General features: G+C 64.6%; 17 protein-coding genes. 7 read left to right on the top strand and 10 right to left on the bottom strand.

The genetic code is table 11. The annotated features are described in order from the left end of the window. Window positions 1–69: 69 nt before the first annotated feature. Window positions 70–1,380: a hemolysin family protein gene (locus AC07UC_RS12685; RefSeq protein WP_095792834.1), complete on the top strand. Its 1,311-nt coding sequence runs from the start codon at window positions 70–72 to the stop codon at window positions 1,378–1,380. A 26-nt stretch (window positions 1,381–1,406) separates the two neighbouring features. On the opposite strand, the gene AC07UC_RS12680 is transcribed toward AC07UC_RS12685, so the two are convergent. Then, complete coding sequence (locus AC07UC_RS12680) at window positions 1,407–2,321, bottom strand: DMT family transporter (protein WP_181180045.1); 915 nt, start codon at window positions 2,319–2,321, stop codon at window positions 1,407–1,409. 197 nt (window positions 2,322–2,518) lie between these two features. Here AC07UC_RS12680 and AC07UC_RS12675 point away from each other — a divergent pair, with 197 nt between their 5' ends. After that, complete coding sequence (locus tag AC07UC_RS12675) at window positions 2,519–2,923, top strand: YciI family protein (protein ID WP_140774692.1); 405 nt, start codon at window positions 2,519–2,521, stop codon at window positions 2,921–2,923. Continuing rightward, the gene (locus AC07UC_RS12670; protein ID WP_494905999.1) at window positions 2,920–4,176 is read left to right on the top strand and encodes an RNA polymerase sigma factor; all 1,257 of its coding nucleotides are present in this window, start codon (window positions 2,920–2,922) and stop codon (window positions 4,174–4,176) included. The genes AC07UC_RS12675 and AC07UC_RS12670 overlap by 4 nt, the downstream gene beginning before the upstream one ends. A gap of 42 nt (window positions 4,177–4,218) precedes the next feature. On the opposite strand, the gene AC07UC_RS12665 is transcribed toward AC07UC_RS12670, so the two are convergent. From AC07UC_RS12665 to AC07UC_RS12650, 4 genes are all read right to left on the bottom strand, one after another. Next, window positions 4,219–5,781 (bottom strand): DHA2 family efflux MFS transporter permease subunit, encoded by a 1,563-nt coding sequence (locus tag AC07UC_RS12665; RefSeq protein WP_140774694.1) that lies wholly within the window; start codon window positions 5,779–5,781, stop codon window positions 4,219–4,221. A gap of 7 nt (window positions 5,782–5,788) precedes the next feature. Continuing rightward, the gene (locus tag AC07UC_RS12660) at window positions 5,789–6,892 is read right to left on the bottom strand and encodes an HlyD family secretion protein (protein WP_494905997.1); all 1,104 of its coding nucleotides are present in this window, start codon (window positions 6,890–6,892) and stop codon (window positions 5,789–5,791) included. Further along, window positions 6,889–7,443, bottom strand: coding sequence for a winged helix-turn-helix transcriptional regulator (locus AC07UC_RS12655; protein WP_140774696.1), 555 nt, complete (start codon window positions 7,441–7,443; stop codon window positions 6,889–6,891). Before AC07UC_RS12655 ends, AC07UC_RS12660 begins: the two co-directional genes overlap by 4 nt. Window positions 7,444–7,578: 135 nt before the next feature. After that, window positions 7,579–8,154 carry a TetR/AcrR family transcriptional regulator gene (locus tag AC07UC_RS12650; protein WP_494905995.1) on the bottom strand — a complete coding sequence of 192 codons (576 nt, stop codon included), beginning with the start codon at window positions 8,152–8,154 and terminating at the stop codon, window positions 7,579–7,581. Window positions 8,155–8,391: 237 nt separating this feature from the next. On the opposite strand from AC07UC_RS12650, the gene AC07UC_RS12645 reads away from it, so the two are divergent. Next, window positions 8,392–9,270 (top strand): SDR family oxidoreductase, encoded by an 879-nt coding sequence (locus tag AC07UC_RS12645; RefSeq protein WP_494905993.1) that lies wholly within the window; start codon window positions 8,392–8,394, stop codon window positions 9,268–9,270. Window positions 9,271–9,349: 79 nt separating this feature from the next. Here the strand turns inward: AC07UC_RS12645 and AC07UC_RS12640 are convergent, their stop codons facing one another. Further along, the gene (locus AC07UC_RS12640) at window positions 9,350–10,330 is read right to left on the bottom strand and encodes a quinone oxidoreductase family protein (RefSeq protein ID WP_494905991.1); all 981 of its coding nucleotides are present in this window, start codon (window positions 10,328–10,330) and stop codon (window positions 9,350–9,352) included. 97 nt (window positions 10,331–10,427) lie between these two features. Here AC07UC_RS12640 and AC07UC_RS12635 point away from each other — a divergent pair, with 97 nt between their 5' ends. Together AC07UC_RS12635 and AC07UC_RS12630 are read left to right on the top strand one after the other, a co-directional pair. Continuing rightward, window positions 10,428–10,835, top strand: a complete 408-nt coding sequence (locus tag AC07UC_RS12635) for a winged helix-turn-helix transcriptional regulator (RefSeq protein WP_494905989.1) — start codon at window positions 10,428–10,430, stop codon at window positions 10,833–10,835. A gap of 69 nt (window positions 10,836–10,904) precedes the next feature. After that, entirely contained in the window at window positions 10,905–11,714 is an 810-nt protein-coding gene (locus AC07UC_RS12630) for an MBL fold metallo-hydrolase (protein WP_494905987.1), read from the top strand. 75 nt (window positions 11,715–11,789) lie between these two features. Here the strand turns inward: AC07UC_RS12630 and AC07UC_RS12625 are convergent, their stop codons facing one another. Then, window positions 11,790–12,395: an NADPH-dependent FMN reductase gene (locus AC07UC_RS12625; protein WP_056578821.1), complete on the bottom strand. Its 606-nt coding sequence runs from the start codon at window positions 12,393–12,395 to the stop codon at window positions 11,790–11,792. Window positions 12,396–12,486: 91 nt separating this feature from the next. Here AC07UC_RS12625 and AC07UC_RS12620 point away from each other — a divergent pair, with 91 nt between their 5' ends. After that, window positions 12,487–12,855 (top strand): winged helix-turn-helix transcriptional regulator, encoded by a 369-nt coding sequence (locus AC07UC_RS12620; RefSeq protein ID WP_172349001.1) that lies wholly within the window; start codon window positions 12,487–12,489, stop codon window positions 12,853–12,855. Between the two features lie 169 nt (window positions 12,856–13,024). Here the strand turns inward: AC07UC_RS12620 and AC07UC_RS12615 are convergent, their stop codons facing one another. The 3 genes from AC07UC_RS12615 to AC07UC_RS12605 all read right to left on the bottom strand — a co-directional run bounded on the left by AC07UC_RS12615 (window position 13,025) and on the right by AC07UC_RS12605 (window position 14,831). Beyond that, window positions 13,025–13,228 (bottom strand): hypothetical protein, encoded by a 204-nt coding sequence (locus tag AC07UC_RS12615; RefSeq protein ID WP_140774703.1) that lies wholly within the window; start codon window positions 13,226–13,228, stop codon window positions 13,025–13,027. Window positions 13,229–13,365: 137 nt separating this feature from the next. Next, window positions 13,366–13,761 (bottom strand): acyl-CoA thioesterase, encoded by a 396-nt coding sequence (locus AC07UC_RS12610; protein ID WP_140774704.1) that lies wholly within the window; start codon window positions 13,759–13,761, stop codon window positions 13,366–13,368. 128 nt (window positions 13,762–13,889) lie between these two features. Further along, window positions 13,890–14,831 (bottom strand): phosphoribosylaminoimidazolesuccinocarboxamide synthase, encoded by a 942-nt coding sequence (locus tag AC07UC_RS12605; protein WP_494905984.1) that lies wholly within the window; start codon window positions 14,829–14,831, stop codon window positions 13,890–13,892. Window positions 14,832–14,879: the final 48 nt, after the last annotated feature.

The following is a 14,879-nucleotide window of genomic DNA, read 5'->3' as shown; positions in this document are numbered from 1 at the left end:
CACGCGTCATATTCTAAAAATGATGACCCGCTATTTTCGAGCGCCCCGCCGCAATGCTATTGAGCCCTCATGCTATACGTTGAAATCGCTATCGTGGTCGTCCTCATCTGTGTGAACGGCCTTCTGGCAATGTCAGAACTCGCCATCGTTTCATCGCGCCCGGCACGGCTCAAGGCGATGATCGACCGTGGCGTCAACGGCGCCGGCCGGGCGCTGGATCTTGGCTCTAATCCCGGCAAGTTCCTGTCCTCGGTGCAGATCGGCATCACGCTGGTCGGCGTGCTTTCCGGCGCCTTCTCCGGCGCCACGCTGGGCGACAGGCTGTCCGTGTTCCTGGCCTCGGCGGGCATGCGCGAAAGCGTCGCCGATCCGCTCGGCGTCGGCATCGTCGTTGCCATCATCACCTATTTCTCGCTGATCGTCGGCGAACTGGTGCCCAAGCAGATCGCGCTGCGCGACCCCGAGCGCGTCGCCGCCCGCGCGGCGCCGGCCATGACCATCCTTGCCACCATCTCGGCACCGCTGGTCTTCCTGCTCGACATTTCCGGCCGCGCCATATTGTGGCTGCTTGGCCAGCGCGGCGAAAGCGAGGAGAAGGTCACCGACGAGGAGATCAAGATGCTGGTCGCCGAGGCCGAGCATCACGGCACCATCGAATCCGACGAGCGGCGCATGATCGCCGGCGTCATGCGGCTTGGCGACCGTGCGGTGCGCGCGGTCATGACGCCGCGCACCGAGGTCGACTGGATCAATCTGCAGTCCGACGACACGACGATCCGCAAGCTGCTGATGGAAACCCAGCATTCGCGCCTGCCGGCGGGCGATGGCGGCGTCGACGTGATGGTCGGCGTCGTCCAGACGCGCGACGTGCTGGCCGCGATCCTTGCCGGCCGCACGCTCGACCCGCGCAAGCATGTGCGCGCCGCCCCCATCGTCTACGACCAGGCCGACGCGCTGGACGTGCTGCATAAACTCAAGGAATCCGATGTGCCGATGGCGCTGGTGCATGACGAGTACGGCCATTTCGAAGGCATCGTCACGCCCGCCGATATTCTCGAAGCCATCACCGGCGTGTTCCGCGCCGACCTCGATGCCGGCGACGAGGAAAACGCCGTCAAGCGCGAGGACGGCTCATGGCTGCTCGCCGGCTACATGCAGGCCGACGAGATGGCCGAGATTCTGGGCTTCGACCTGCCCGAAAACCGCGACTACGAGACCGTCGCCGGCTATGTGCTGTCGCACATGCACCATCTGCCGGCGACCGGCGAATGCGTCGACGCCCAAGGCTGGCGCTTCGAGGTGGTCGACCTCGACGGCCGCCGCATCGACAAGCTGATCGCCACCCGCCTGCCCGGCACCCACCGCGAAGCGGTGCGGTGACCGCCAAGAATATGCATTCGGCTTGATCAAACCGCGGCTTCGATCGGCTCGGCCAGCCTGGGGTTCGAGCGCGCGGCGATCAGGCAGCTTGCCACGATGAGGCCGGCTCCGGCCAGCGTGGTCCAGGTCACCGCCTCGTCGAAGAAGAACCAGCCGAGCGCGATCGCCCAGATGAAGGCCGAATATTCGGTCGGGATCAAATATTGCGCTTCGGCACGCGCATAGGCCCAGCTCATCAGGAACTGGCCGGCGAGCGACAGTGCCGTCACCCCGGCGAGCGGAAGCCAGAGATCGCCAGGCAGCGCAATGGCGAGCCAGGGTGCTGCAAGTCCCAGGGTGACCGCAACGCCAAGGTTCTGGAACAGCATGATCTCGACCGGCTTGGCCAACAGCGCCTGTTGCCGGGCGAGGATCAGATTGTAGGCATAGAACACCGTCGACGCGAGCACCGCCGCGGTGCCGAGCAGGGCATCCCCGGCATAGGTTTTCTGCCCGAACTGGCCGGCCACGATGATCACGACACCCGCAATGCCGGCAAGAGAGGCCCAGATCGCCTTGCGTTGTATCCTTTCGCCGAGCAGCAGCACGGCCAGCAGGAGCGCGAACAGCGGCGCCACGAAACTGAGCCCGATCGCCTCCGCCAGCGGCAGCCTCGCGAGCCCCCAGAAGAAGCACAGCAGGACAAAGCTGACGACCACCGCACGCAGCACATGCAGCCTCAGCACCGAGGGTGTTGGAAGCGAGCGCGGCCCCGCCAACCAGCCCGCGCCGGCGACCAAGGTCGCCAGCATGCTGCGCCACAGCACTGTGTTGTACACGCCGACCGCGATGACCAGCACCTTCATCGCCGCGTCCATGCCGGACAGCAGGAAGATGCCAAACACGCAGACAAGCACCGGGATCGTTGGGGAGATTGCGCCGGCCAGGCTGGATGACTTCACGGATTTGCTCGAGTGAGGGATCGCAGCCTGACATATCAGGGCAAACTGGCAGGGCCAGATGGCAGCCTCGCCCATATGGCGGTCCAACACCCTCGGCCTTTGGCGTGACCGGGGATTTGAACTTTTTTGCCACTCCTGTCGATTTCGCCATCCCCCGTTCGTCGTATGATCGAACCAACCCAACCAAGGAGAAGACCATGCGGTTCATGATGCTGATGATCCCCGGCGGCTACGCAGAGGCGGCGCCCGATGTCAGGCCCGGCGCCGAGGCGGTGGACGGGATGATGCGATACAATGAGGAGCTCAAGAAGGCTGGCGTGCTGCTGGCGCTCGACGGGCTGCATCCGCCGTCCGAGGGAGCGCGGGTCAGCTTCAAGGGCGGAAAGCCTGTTGTCACCGATGGGCCCTTCGCGGAGGTCAAGGAAGTGCTGGGCGGCTATTGGGTGATCGACGTGCGCTCGCGTGAAGAGGCCATAGAATGGGCCCGCCGCTGCCCCGCCGGCGCGAATGACCTGATCGAGGTTCGACGCGTCTTTGAGATGAGCGATTTCCCCGAGGACGTCCAGAAGGTAGCTGAAGGTTTTGGCGAGCTGAAGAGTTGACGGCTATAGCCACCATCGAAGCGGCCACCATCGAAGCGGTTTGGCGGATCGAGCAGCCGAAGCTCACCGCCAGGCTCGCCCGCTATCTCAGGGATATCGGACTGGCCGAGGAGATCGCGGGGGATGCCTTCCTGCTGGCGCTGGAGCGCTGGCCCCGGGACGGCATTCCGCGCAATCCGGCCGCCTGGCTGACCCGGGTCGCGGGGAATCGGGCGCTCGACCGGCTGCGCCGCACCACCATGATCGATGGCAAGCACCGCGAACTTGCCATCGACCTCGCCGGTCTGGAGCGCGAGATGCCCGATATCGAGGCCGCGCTCGACGAGGATATTGACGATGATCTTTTGCGGTTGATCTTCACCGCTTGCCATCCCGTATTGCCCGCCGAGCAGCGCGCGGCACTTGCTCTGCGGCTGCTGGGCGGGCTGTCGACGCCTCAGATCGCCCGCGCCTTCCTGGTGCCCGAAGCCACCGTCGCCCAGCGCATCGTGCGCGCCAAGCGGACCCTTCGCGATGCCGCCATCCCGTTCGAGACGCCGCGCGGGCAGGAGCGGCGCGAACGCCTCGCCGCGGTGCTTGAGGTGGTCTATCTCACCTTCAACGAAGGCTATGTGGCGACCACGGGGCCGGACTGGCTGCGCGCCGATCTCTGCGCCGAAGCGCAGCGCCTCGGCCGTTCGCTGGCGGCGCTGATGCCTGATGAGCCCGAGGTGCAGGGGCTAGTGTCACTGATGGACCTCAACGCCTCGCGCTTCCCCGCCCGCACCGGCAAAGCGGGCGAACCGATCCTGCTGCTTGACCAGGACCGCACCCGATGGAACTGGTCGCTGATCCGGCGCGGCCTCGACGGCCTGAACCGGGCGCTGGCCCTGGCGCCGACACCGGGGCCCTATCTCTTGCAGGCGATGATCGCCGCCTGCCATGCCCGCGCGGCAACCGCCGCCGACACCGACTGGATCGCGATATCAGCCTATTATCAGGCCCTTGCCTTGGTGGCCCCCTCGCCCATCGTCGAGATCAACCGCGCGGTGGCCGTCGGCATGGCGTTCGGACCCGCGCAGGGGCTGGCTATCGTCGAGGCGCTGAAGGACGAGCCGAGGCTGAAGGACTCGCATCTCTTGCCAACGGTGCGCGGCGATCTCCTGGAGAAACTGGGATATCAGGCGGAAGCCCGCGCCGCGTTCCGACAGGCCGCGGAATTGACCGGCAATGACAGGGAGCGCGCGCTGCTGCTTGCCCGCGCGGGCGACTAGCCCACATGCCCGCACTCTGCTGGTGGTGTGGTGAGTTTGGCCTCAATGGGCGTCCGGCGGCGGCGCCTTCGGCGCGACATTGCGCAGGAACGGAACAAGCGCGGTCGCGATGACGAAGGCGACCATGATCACCAGGAACGCATCCGCGTAAGCCATGGTCGATGCCTCGCGGTAGGCCAGCGCCCAGAGTTGCTTCAGCGAAGCCGTGTGACCATCTGCGACGGCGCCGGGCAATTGGCCATAGCGCAGCGCGACATTGTCGACGAGCCGCATCGCGGCCTCGTTCTGTGGCGTCAGATGCGAGGCGATCGTCAGGAAATGGAAGTTGGTGCGGTCGTTCAGGATCGCGCCGCAAATGGCGATGCCGACAGCACCGCCGAGATTGCGCATCGTGTTGAACAGGCCGCTGGCATATTTCAGCCGTTCGGGCGGCAGGCTGCCGAGGCCGAGATTGACGCTCGGCGCCACCGCGAAGACCTGTGGGAAGCCGCGGAACAGTTGCGGGATGAGAAGCTCGGCCGCGCCCCACTGGCTGGTGATGGCGCTGAAACTCCACATCGACGCGCCGAAGGAGGCAAGCCCGAACATCATCAGCCAGCGCGTGTCGAAGCGCTTGGCCAGAAAGATGTAGACCGGAACGCCGATCATCGAGGCGACGCCGGTGGAGAACACCGCCACCCCGGTCTGGAATGCGTCGTAGCCGCGGACATAGCCGAGGAACAGCGGCGTCAGGTAGATCGTGGCGAAGATGCCGATGCCGGTGACGAAGGACAGGAAGCAGCCAATGGCGAAATTGCGGTTGCCGAAGGCGCGGAAGTCGACCACCGGCTGCGAGTAGGTCAGGCTGCGGATGATGAACAGAACCATGGTAACGCTGGCAACGATGGCGCCGTTGCGGATCGTCGCATCGTCGAACCAGTTCCAGCGCGTACCCTCCTCCAGAACGTACTCCGCCGTGCCGAGACTGACGGCCATCAGCACCATGCCGATATAGTCGGCGCCCTTCAGCAGCGACGGATCGGCCTTGTCGATCTTGACCAGCAACGCGACGAGCACGGTGATGATGGTGCCTGGAATGACGTTGACATAGAACAGCCAGTGCCAGCTCAGCGTGTCGGTGATCCAGCCGCCGATGACGGGCCCGAGCGTCGGCGCGATCGAAGCGATACTGCCGACCACCGCGGCCGCGTAGACCCGCCTTGGCCCCTGGAAATAGTGGAACGACGAGGTGAAGACCGTCGGGATCATCGACGCGCCGAGCAGCCCTTGCAGCGCGCGGAACACGATCATGCTTTCGATGCTCCAGGCGAAGCCGCACAGCATGCTGGCGAGCGTAAAGCCGGCCGCCGAGAAGGTGAACAGCCAGCGTGTCGAAAACACCCGGGTGAGCCAGCCCGACAGCGGAATGACGATGATTTCCGCCACCAGATAGGAGGTCTGCACCCAGCCGATCTGGTCCTGCGCCGCCGACAGGCCGCCGCCGATATCCTGCAGCGATGAGGCGACGATCTGGATGTCGAGCAGCGCGATGAACATCCCCACGCACATCACCATGAACGGCAGGATGCTGGCGATGAAGGATTGTGGTTCGGCGCGCTCGGGCATGGCGTCCTCAGTGCGAGCCGGTATCGACCGTCACGACGGTGGACAGGCCCGGCCGCAGCGCGACCTTGTGCGCCTGATCCGGGTCGATGGTGATCCGGACGGGAACGCGCTGGACGATCTTGGTGAAATTGCCGGTCGCGTTCTGCGCCGGGATGACGCTGAAGATCGCCCCGGTCGCCGGTCCCAGGCTGCTGACATGGCCCTTGAGCGGCGCGTCGGGGGCAATGTCGGTATAGACCGTCGCCGTCTGGCCGTCCGCCATGCTGCGCAGCTGGTCTTCCTTGAAATTGGCGTCGACCCACAGGCCCGTCTCCGGGACGATCGTCAGGAGATAGCTGCCCGGCGAGACATAGGTGCCGACCTGCGCCAGCCGGTTGCCGACGAGGCCGTCGATGGGCGAGCGGATCTGCGTGAAGCCGAGATCGAGCTCAGCCGTATCGAGATCGGCCTTGGCGGCCGCCACGGCGGCGGTCGCCTCCGTAATCTGCGTGTTGAGCACGTTGAGCTGTTGTTTGGCGGCTGCAAGCCCGGCGCGCGAGGCGGCGACGGAAGCCTTGGCCTGGCCGTCGGCGGCGAGACTTCTCTGCGCGTCCTGCTGCGAGCCGGTCTTGGTGCTGGCCAGCACCGCATAGCGTTGAGCGTCCTGTGTGGTGAACGTTGCGGCGGCACTCTTGGCTTCGAGATCAGCCTGCGCTTGTTCGATCAGCGAATTCTGCAGCGAGACCTGGGCGCGGAGATTGTCGAGCGCCGACTGCTGCTGCTGGACGGATGCCTGCGCACGCTCCACCGCCGCCTTGAAAGGCCGGTCGTCGATGCGGATGATGAGCTGGCCGGCGGCGACATGCTGGTTGTCCTCGACGAGGATCTGATCGATGTGCCCGGCGACTCGTGGCGCCAGCGGCGTGACATTGCCGCCGACATAGGCATCGTCGGTCGACATCAGGAAACGGCCGGCCTGCCACCACTGAAAACCATACCAGCCGGCGACGCCGATCGCGATCGCGGCGCCCAGCATGACGAACGGCTTGCGCCGGTTCTTTGCAGGCGCGGGAATCTGGACGACCGACGGCTGCGCTGGCTGCAACTCGGCAGCGGAGAGAACCTTGTTCATTTGCCCCGCGCCTCTTCGCGGCTTTGATCAACCAAAGTGTTGTCGATCAGCGGCAGGCCGGAGCCCTCGCTGCTGAAGCGATAGCGCCGCCGCATGCGATCGGTGGCCTTGGGCGCCGTCGCCATGGTGAAGCCCTCGCTGTCGAGTTGCCTGCCGCTCTCGCGGTCGACCAGCACGGGCTCGGCCCAGCGCCCGTCGGCCTTGTCCACCACCACCAGGCTCGGGCCCTCGGGCGCGAGATGCTTGTTGCCCCAGGCGAGCAGGGAGAGCAGCACCGGGCGGAAATCGCGCGCCTTGGCGGTCAGCACATATTCATGGCGAAGCGGCCGCTCGCAGTAGGCGCGTTTTTCGAACAGCCCACGCTCGACCAGGCTGTTCAGGCGGCGCGTCAGAATGTTGGGCGCGATCTCCAGGCTCTTTTGAAACTGATCGAAGCGCGTCAGCCCCTGGAATGCGTCCCTGAGCAACAGGATGCTCCACCACTCGCCAACCTCGTCGAGGCTGCGCGCTATGGGGCACGGGCGTGTTTCGAAGCTTGTTTTTGCAACCATGGCCGGAGTCTCTTTCAATATGAAAGTGACTATTAGCCAAGTTAGTTGCATTATGCAAGTCACTCAGGCGTGATCACTGGACCGGGCACGGTGTGGCGACTTCGGATCGGCAGGAAAGATGCCCGTGACGTGCCGTCAGGATGACGTGGTCAGATGCTGGCGGGCTTGACGCAGGACGGTGTCCGAAAGGCCGGGGTCGTTGACGAACCGTGCAATGGTCACGGCACCGATCATCGTCGACAGCATTACCAGGGCCTCATTCCTGGCGTCGGCAGGCGACAGGCCCTGAAGCCGACCGGCAATCGTGTCCACCAGATCGAGAAAGCCCGACGTCACGACCTCGCGAACGGCGTCGCCCCCACGCGCCACATCGCTGCCCAGCGCGACAAACGGACAACCGCCCGCCAGATTGTCGCGATACTCGGGCGACAGATAGTCCGTAATCGCCTCATCCAGTCCGTCCTTTCCGGGCGCGGCCGCGATGGTGTCCCTGATCCCCGCCACCATCGTCTCGATGGCCAGCGCCAGTGATTCCTCGACCACCTGCTCCTTCGATCCGAAGTGCTTGTAGAAACCGCCATGCGTCAGTCCGGCAGCGCCCATCAGGTCGGCCAGGCCGGTTCCGTCAATACCGTTGCGGCGAAACTCGGCGGATGCGGCTGCCACGATGCGCTTGCGGGTTTCCGCCGCCTCTTCTCTGGATTTTCTCATGCCGTTCACCCTTTCACCGCGCCGCGGCCACAGCGGTCGCCGCTATAGATGCCAAGTGAAATCTAATCCCGGGAACGTCCCTTCGCCAGTGCCAGCGCGGCTTTTTCGTGCCCGCCTCGTGAAGATCACGACGTCGCTTGACATTTTAGATTTCATACAACATCTAATTTAGATGTCGACTATTCTCTAAGAGGCTCGACTGTCGTCCCCTTCCCCAGCCCTTGAAAGGCAGTCATCATGTCCCAGACCATCCTCATCACCGGCGCCAGCACCGGCTTCGGCCGCGACACGGCGGAGACGCTTGCCCGCGCCGGCCACCGCGTCTTCGCCTCCATGCGCGACATTGCCGGCCGCAACCGCTCGCATGCGGAAGCGCTGCGCGCCAAGGGAATCCAAACCGTGGAGATCGACGTGACCGACGACGCCTCCGTCGAGCGCGGCGTGGCCTCGGTGCTGGCTGAGGCGAGGCGTCTCGACGTCCTCGTCAACAATGCCGGCATCGGCTCCGCCGGCATCTCCGAATCCTTCACCACCGAGCAGCTGCGCGCGCTCTTCGATGTGAACGTGCTCGGTATCCAGCGGACAATGCGGGCGGTGCTCCCGGCATTCCGCCACCAGGGTGAAGGCCTGGTGATCAATCTCGGCTCGATCCTCGGTCGGCTGACCTTCCCGTTTTTCGGTCTCTACGGCGCGTCGAAATTCGCGCTCGAGGCGTTGACGGAAGGTTATCGCTACGAGCTGTCGCAACTGGGCATCGACGTCGTCCTCGTCCAGCCGAGCAACTATCCGACGAGCATCTTCGCCAGCGCCCAGCAGCCCGGCGACCCTGCCCGCGATGCTGGCTATGGCGAGATCGGCGGCATACCGGCCAAGATGGTGGGCACATTGATGGAACTCTTCCAGAGCGAGAACGCCCCCGATCCGCACGACGTGGCCGAGGCTATTGTCCGCATCGTGGAGCTGCCTGGCGGTGCGCGCCCGCCGCGCGTGGTCGTCGGCCAATCCTTCGGCGCCGACGACATCAACGCCCAAACGGCGCCGATCCAGGCCAAGCTGCTTGAGGGTCTTGGCCTCGGCTTTCTCGACAGACCCCGGAAGGTTCCTGCGGCGGCTTGAGTGTATAATGCGGGCTGGCATCATGCCGGCCCGCACCGCATGTGACCACAGGCGGTGGATGGTGTAGCCGCGGATTAGGCTAAGGCACCAGCACCACCTTCCCTGTCGCGCGGCGCTCCTCCAGCAGTCGGTGCGCCGCGCCGGCCTGGTCGAGTGGGAAGCGGCCGCCGATCGCGATCCGCAGCCGCCCGCTCGCCGCCAGTTGGAACAGCTCGGACAGGCTGGCTCGCAGCACATCCGCGGACAATAGCGGCAGCAGCGCGAACCCCCTGAGCGACTGGTTGCGGCCGATCATGGCTTCCAGATCGGACGCCGCGAGCCCGTAGCGGCCGAGCGCCGCGAACACCAGGTCGCCGCCCGCGGCCAACGCCTGCAACGATGCCGCCGTCAGCGCGCCACCGACTGTGTCGTAGATGATGTCGACGCCGTCGCCGCCCGTAAGCCCGCGGACACGGGCCGGCCAATCCGGCTGGCTGTAGTCGACCACGCTATCGGCACCGAGCGACAAGGCAAAATCCAACTTGGCCTTGTCGCTGGCGGCCGCGATCACCTTGCTTGCCCCCTTTTTTCTGGCAAGCTGGACAAGCAGCGATCCGACGCCGCCCGACGCGGCCGGCACCAGCACCGACTTGGCCCCCGGCGGGCTTTGGCGCAGCAGAAGCAGGGTCGTCAGCCCTTGCACCATGAGGGCTGTCGCCTGTTCGAACGGGACGGCATCCGGCAGCGGCACAACGAGATCGGCCGGCACCGTCACCTGCTCGGCATAGCCGCCATGTGGACGCCGCGAGACGAACAGCGGCACCGCCACGCGGTGTCCGAGCAGCCCCGCATCCACCTCTTGGCCAACGGCCTCGACCATCCCCGCCACTTCCACGCCGGGAAACATCGGCAGTTGCGGCGTTACGGCGTAGCGGTCCGCGCGCATCAGCACCTCGAAGAAGTTTATGCCCGCCGCCTTCACCCGGACCAGCACCTCGCCGGCCTGAGGCGCCGGTTCCGGCAACTCGACGACCTCCAGCACCTCGGGACCGCCGAAGCGGCTGAATTGAACGGCTTTCATGGCAAACTCCAATCGCACTGGCATCGCTGGTGGTTTGCCACTATCTGCGAGGTGACGACTACACACTCATTTGTCCGCTGCTGACCAGGAGGTGACCATGGCCGGTCCAGCCAGGAAGATGCCGATCAAGCGACTGCCGATGCTGCCGGCCGAACGGGCGCTGAAGGTGATCGCCGGGCGCTGGAAGGCGGTCATCCTCTACCATCTCTTCGATAGTCCAAGGCGGCTGTCGGCGCTGAAGGCGATGATGCCTGATATCACCCAGAAAGTGCTGATCCAGCAGCTGCGCGAAATGGAGGAGCACGGGCTGGTCAGCCGCGAGATCTTCGCCGAAGTGCCCGCCCGCGTCGAATATTCGGCGACCAGCCTCGGCCTCAGCCTCGAGCCGATCCTGCTTGCGCTCTGTCAGTGGGGCCAGCACCACGCCGACGAGCTAAACGAGAAGCATCGCCTCGCCGACTGCATCATCCGGCCAAGGCAGGCGCAGCACGCACACACGGCCTGAATCGAATTGACAGGACGGGTTGCCGACGCCGGTTGCCCATCGCAGACTGTCTCCCGAAAGGATCGGCAAATGCACCGCATAACTTCGGGCGAACTTCATTCCACCTATACTCTTGGCGACCTGCGCATCACCGCCTTGCGTGACGGCTATGTCGACATGCCGGTCGGTCGGCTCCGGCAACGCGGCGACAAGCCATTTGGCGATGACTTGCCGGAACAGGTCCCATTGTTTGGCGGTCAGCTCAGGCTCTCCGTCAACGCCTTCGCGATTGACGATGGGAATGAGATAATACTCATCGATACCGGCGCCGCGAATGCCTGGCACCCGACCATGGGCCGGCTTCCCCAGGCGCTGGACGAAGCCGGCATCGATGTCGAAAAAGTCCGCACCGTCTGCTTCACCCATACGCATCTCGACCACATCCATGGGCTTGTGCTTGCCGACGGCCGGGACGCTTTCCCGCGCCTGGCTCGCCTGCTCGTTCCCAGGGAGGAACTCGGCCTCTTCCGCACCGAAGCGCGGCTCGAGCGATTTCACGAGATGGCGCAATCTTTCGAAGCCGGAAACCATCTCGGAGCCCATGTCGACATTATCGGCGCTCATGGCCACGAGGTCGGTCACAGCTGCTTTCGCGTTTCGAGCGGCGGCGAACACATTTTGATCTGGGGCGACACCGTCCATGTCCCATCGCTTCAGTTCGACCGGCCTGAGGTGACGTGGGAATTCGATGAGGATCAGGACCAGGCGCGCGAGAGCCGGTTGCGGCTGCTGGCGCTTGCGGCCGACGATCAATGCTTCGTTGCCGGCGCGCATCTGGACTCACCCGGCATTGGCCGTGTCGTGCGGTCTGGCGGCAGCTTTCGATTTGAACCGCTATAGCCGCTATACGCTATAATTGAAAAGGGCGGCGCAAGCGCCGCCCCGTATCCCTTGGGAGGATAATTCGACCGGCGGTCAAGCCGCCTTGATTTCTTCGTCTACCACGTCGGCGTCGCGCGCCTTCTTCAGAGCCTTGGCCCACCAGGCGACGTCATTGACCAGCGCCGTGGCGGCCTGGTTCAGGTGCTCGAGGTCTTCGAGCTTCTTCTCGCCCTGGCGCACGGCGAGGAAGTCGCCCCAGGCGATATGGACAGCCGACTTGACCGGCGCCATCTGCAACTCGACGGCATGGAGACGGAGCTGCTCGACGGCGCGGGCGCCACCAACGCTGCCGTAACCGACGAAGCCGGCCGGCTTCTTGTTCCATTCGTTGGCGGCGTAGTCGATGGCGTTCTTCAGCACGGCCGTCGGGCCGTGATTGTATTCGGCGGCGGTGAAGATGAAGCCGTCATATTCGGCGACCTTCTTCTGCCAGCGCTGCGCCACCTCGTTGGTCGACGGCACCCAGGCGGAAGAGGCCACTTCGTCGAAGAAGGGCAGCGGGAAGTCACGCAAGTCGACGATCTCGACGTCGATGTCGGCATGTGACTTGGCGATCTTTGCGATCCATTGTGTGGGCACATCGGCGAAGCGCGCGGCGCGCGTCGAACCGACGATGATGGCGATTTTCGGCTTTGACATGGGGGCTCTCCATTCCAGTAAAATGCTGGTATCGTTTAGATACCGGAGCTATATGAGATACTGTCAACTCGCGACGCAAGGAGGCACCTTTTTGTTACTGAGGCACCCGCACCGCACCGAAGACTGCCGCGCCATTTCCGAAATCCTGCAGCGTGTCGGCGACAAATGGACCGTTCTTGTGGTCGGCAAACTCGGCGACGGACCGTTGCGTTTCAATGAGCTGCGCGCCGCTGTCGGCGGCATCTCGCAAAAGATGCTGACCACGACCTTGCGCGGGCTGGAACGCGACGGCTTCGTCACCCGCACCGTGTTTCCGACCATCCCTCCGCGCGTCGACTACGAACTGACGGAACTCGGCCACGAACTGCTGATCCCGGTCAGCGCGCTTGGCGAATGGGCGCGCAGGAACACGCAGCGTGTGCGGGCGGCACGCGAGAAATTCGACGGCATGCACGGCTGAAACCCTTGCACGGCAAGGTGTCGGGTGCTTCGCGTTGCGTGAAGTTGTCTGATGGCCGGGAATTCGTGGCTCTCTAGACGAGGCCTCGCAACCTTGTCCAATGGCGCTTGTGGCCGACCAATGCTCGGCGCTGCTTCGATGAAGACAATCGTAAATCCAAGATGACCATTCAGCTTCCTGGCGCCAAGCTCTCGCAAGGCGCCGGGCTGCAGATCGCGCATGTCGCGGCTGGCTGCCTGACGCCCTTGCTGGCACGCAGGCAGGAGGTGCGCGGAAGGTCCTCTTTGACTGCCGCATAGGCGGTTACGCCAAGCAGGCAGATCACGGCGACAAGGGCTGCCACCAGCCAGCTGTTCAGTATGTGTTGACGCATTGTCGCCCCTCCAACGCCGGCACAATCAGACGTGAAGGCAACCATTGGATGTCGCGGAGCGCATCGTCCGCGCGGATGATGTTACAATTGCCCCTTGGACTGGGAGAACGGGGACTGGGAGAACGGGGGGCTTTTCGTCAACTCTCGGCCGGCACGGCCTTCGGCTTGCCCTCGCCGTCCAGCGCCACCATGATGAAATCGGCGTGCGTCACCTTTTCCATCAGGTCGGAAAGATAGCGCTGCGCCCAGGCCTCGACCTTCAGCGTCATCGAGGTACGGCCGACGCGTTCGACATGGGTGTAGATGCACAGCGTGTCGCCGATCTTCATCGGCTTGGCGAAGGACATCTCCTTGACCGCCGCCGTCACCACGCGGCCCCTGGCCCGCTCGGCGGCGCGGATGCCGCAGGCAAGGTCCATCTGCGCCATCACCCAGCCGCCGAAAATGTCGCCGGCCGCATTGGCGTCCGAAGGCATGGCGAGCGTGCGCAGCGTCAGGTCTCCGATCGGCCGTCCGTCCGCGTAGTGCACCATGCGAGAAATCCCCTGAGGTCGATGGCTCGAGATCGATTGCCCTCGATCCCGTAGCGTCACGGCGCGAACGCGTCAACGCGCCATCGGCGGCCGGTCGACGCACACCGTATTTGCAGCCCGCCTGCCCGCTAGAAATAGCGCGCGAGGTTCGTCCTGATGCGGTCGAGAACCGTGGCGCCGGAAACGTCGGGAATAAACGCCTTGCCCGTGATCGCCTCATAGGCCTGCGCATAGATGTGAGAAGCCTGTTCGACGATCTCGTCGGGAATCCTGGGGATCGGGTCCTTGTAGGGATCGCAGCGCGCCGCCACCCAGGAGCGGATGAAATCCTTGTCGAAGCTGTCCGGCCGGGTGCCGCTTGCCAGGGCCTGTCCATAGCTCGCCGCGATCCAGTACCGGCTGCTGTCGGGCGTATGGATTTCGTCGGCAAGAATTATGGTGCCGTTCTTGTCGGTGCCGAATTCGTATTTCGTGTCGGCCAGGATCAGTCCGCGCTCGGCCGCGCGTGCCTGGCCGCGGGCGAACAGCCGCAAGGCGTAATCCGAGACAGCGTCCCATTGCGCCTGGGTGAGCAGGCCCTGCCCGATGATTTCGGCCCGCGACAGCGGCTCGTCATGGCCGCCATCCGCGGCCTTGCTGGTTGGCGTGATCACCGGCTCGGCAAGCTTCTCATTGTCGCGCAGGCCGTCCGGCAGCCGCATTCCATACATGTCGCGCTCGCCGCGCTTGTAGCGGGTCAGGATCGAGGTGCTGGTGGTGCCCGCCAGATAGCCGCGCACGACGATCTCGACCGGCAGGATGTCGAGCCTGGTGCCGACGACGACGTTTGGGTCGGGGTATTCGAGCACATGGTTCGGGCAGATATCGGCGGTTTCCTCGAACCAGTAGCGTGCCGTCTGGGTGAGGATCTCGCCCTTGAACGGGATCGAGGTCAGGATGATGTCGAACGCGCTGAGACGGTCGGTGGCGATGATGATGCGCCGCCCGTCCGCGAGGTCGTAGTTTTCGCGGACCTTGCCCTTGTAGTGGCCCGGCAGCTCGGGAATGAAGGCATCCGACAGGGTCCGCATATGATTTCCTGCCTTCCGCAGAGTGGCCAGAACAAACGAATGCCCTCG

The sequence above is a fragment of the Mesorhizobium sp. GW821-FHT04C10 genome (assembly GCF_059420305.1).
Note: the sequence above shows the minus strand (reverse complement) of the source record. Positions and strands in the feature narration are given on the sequence as shown.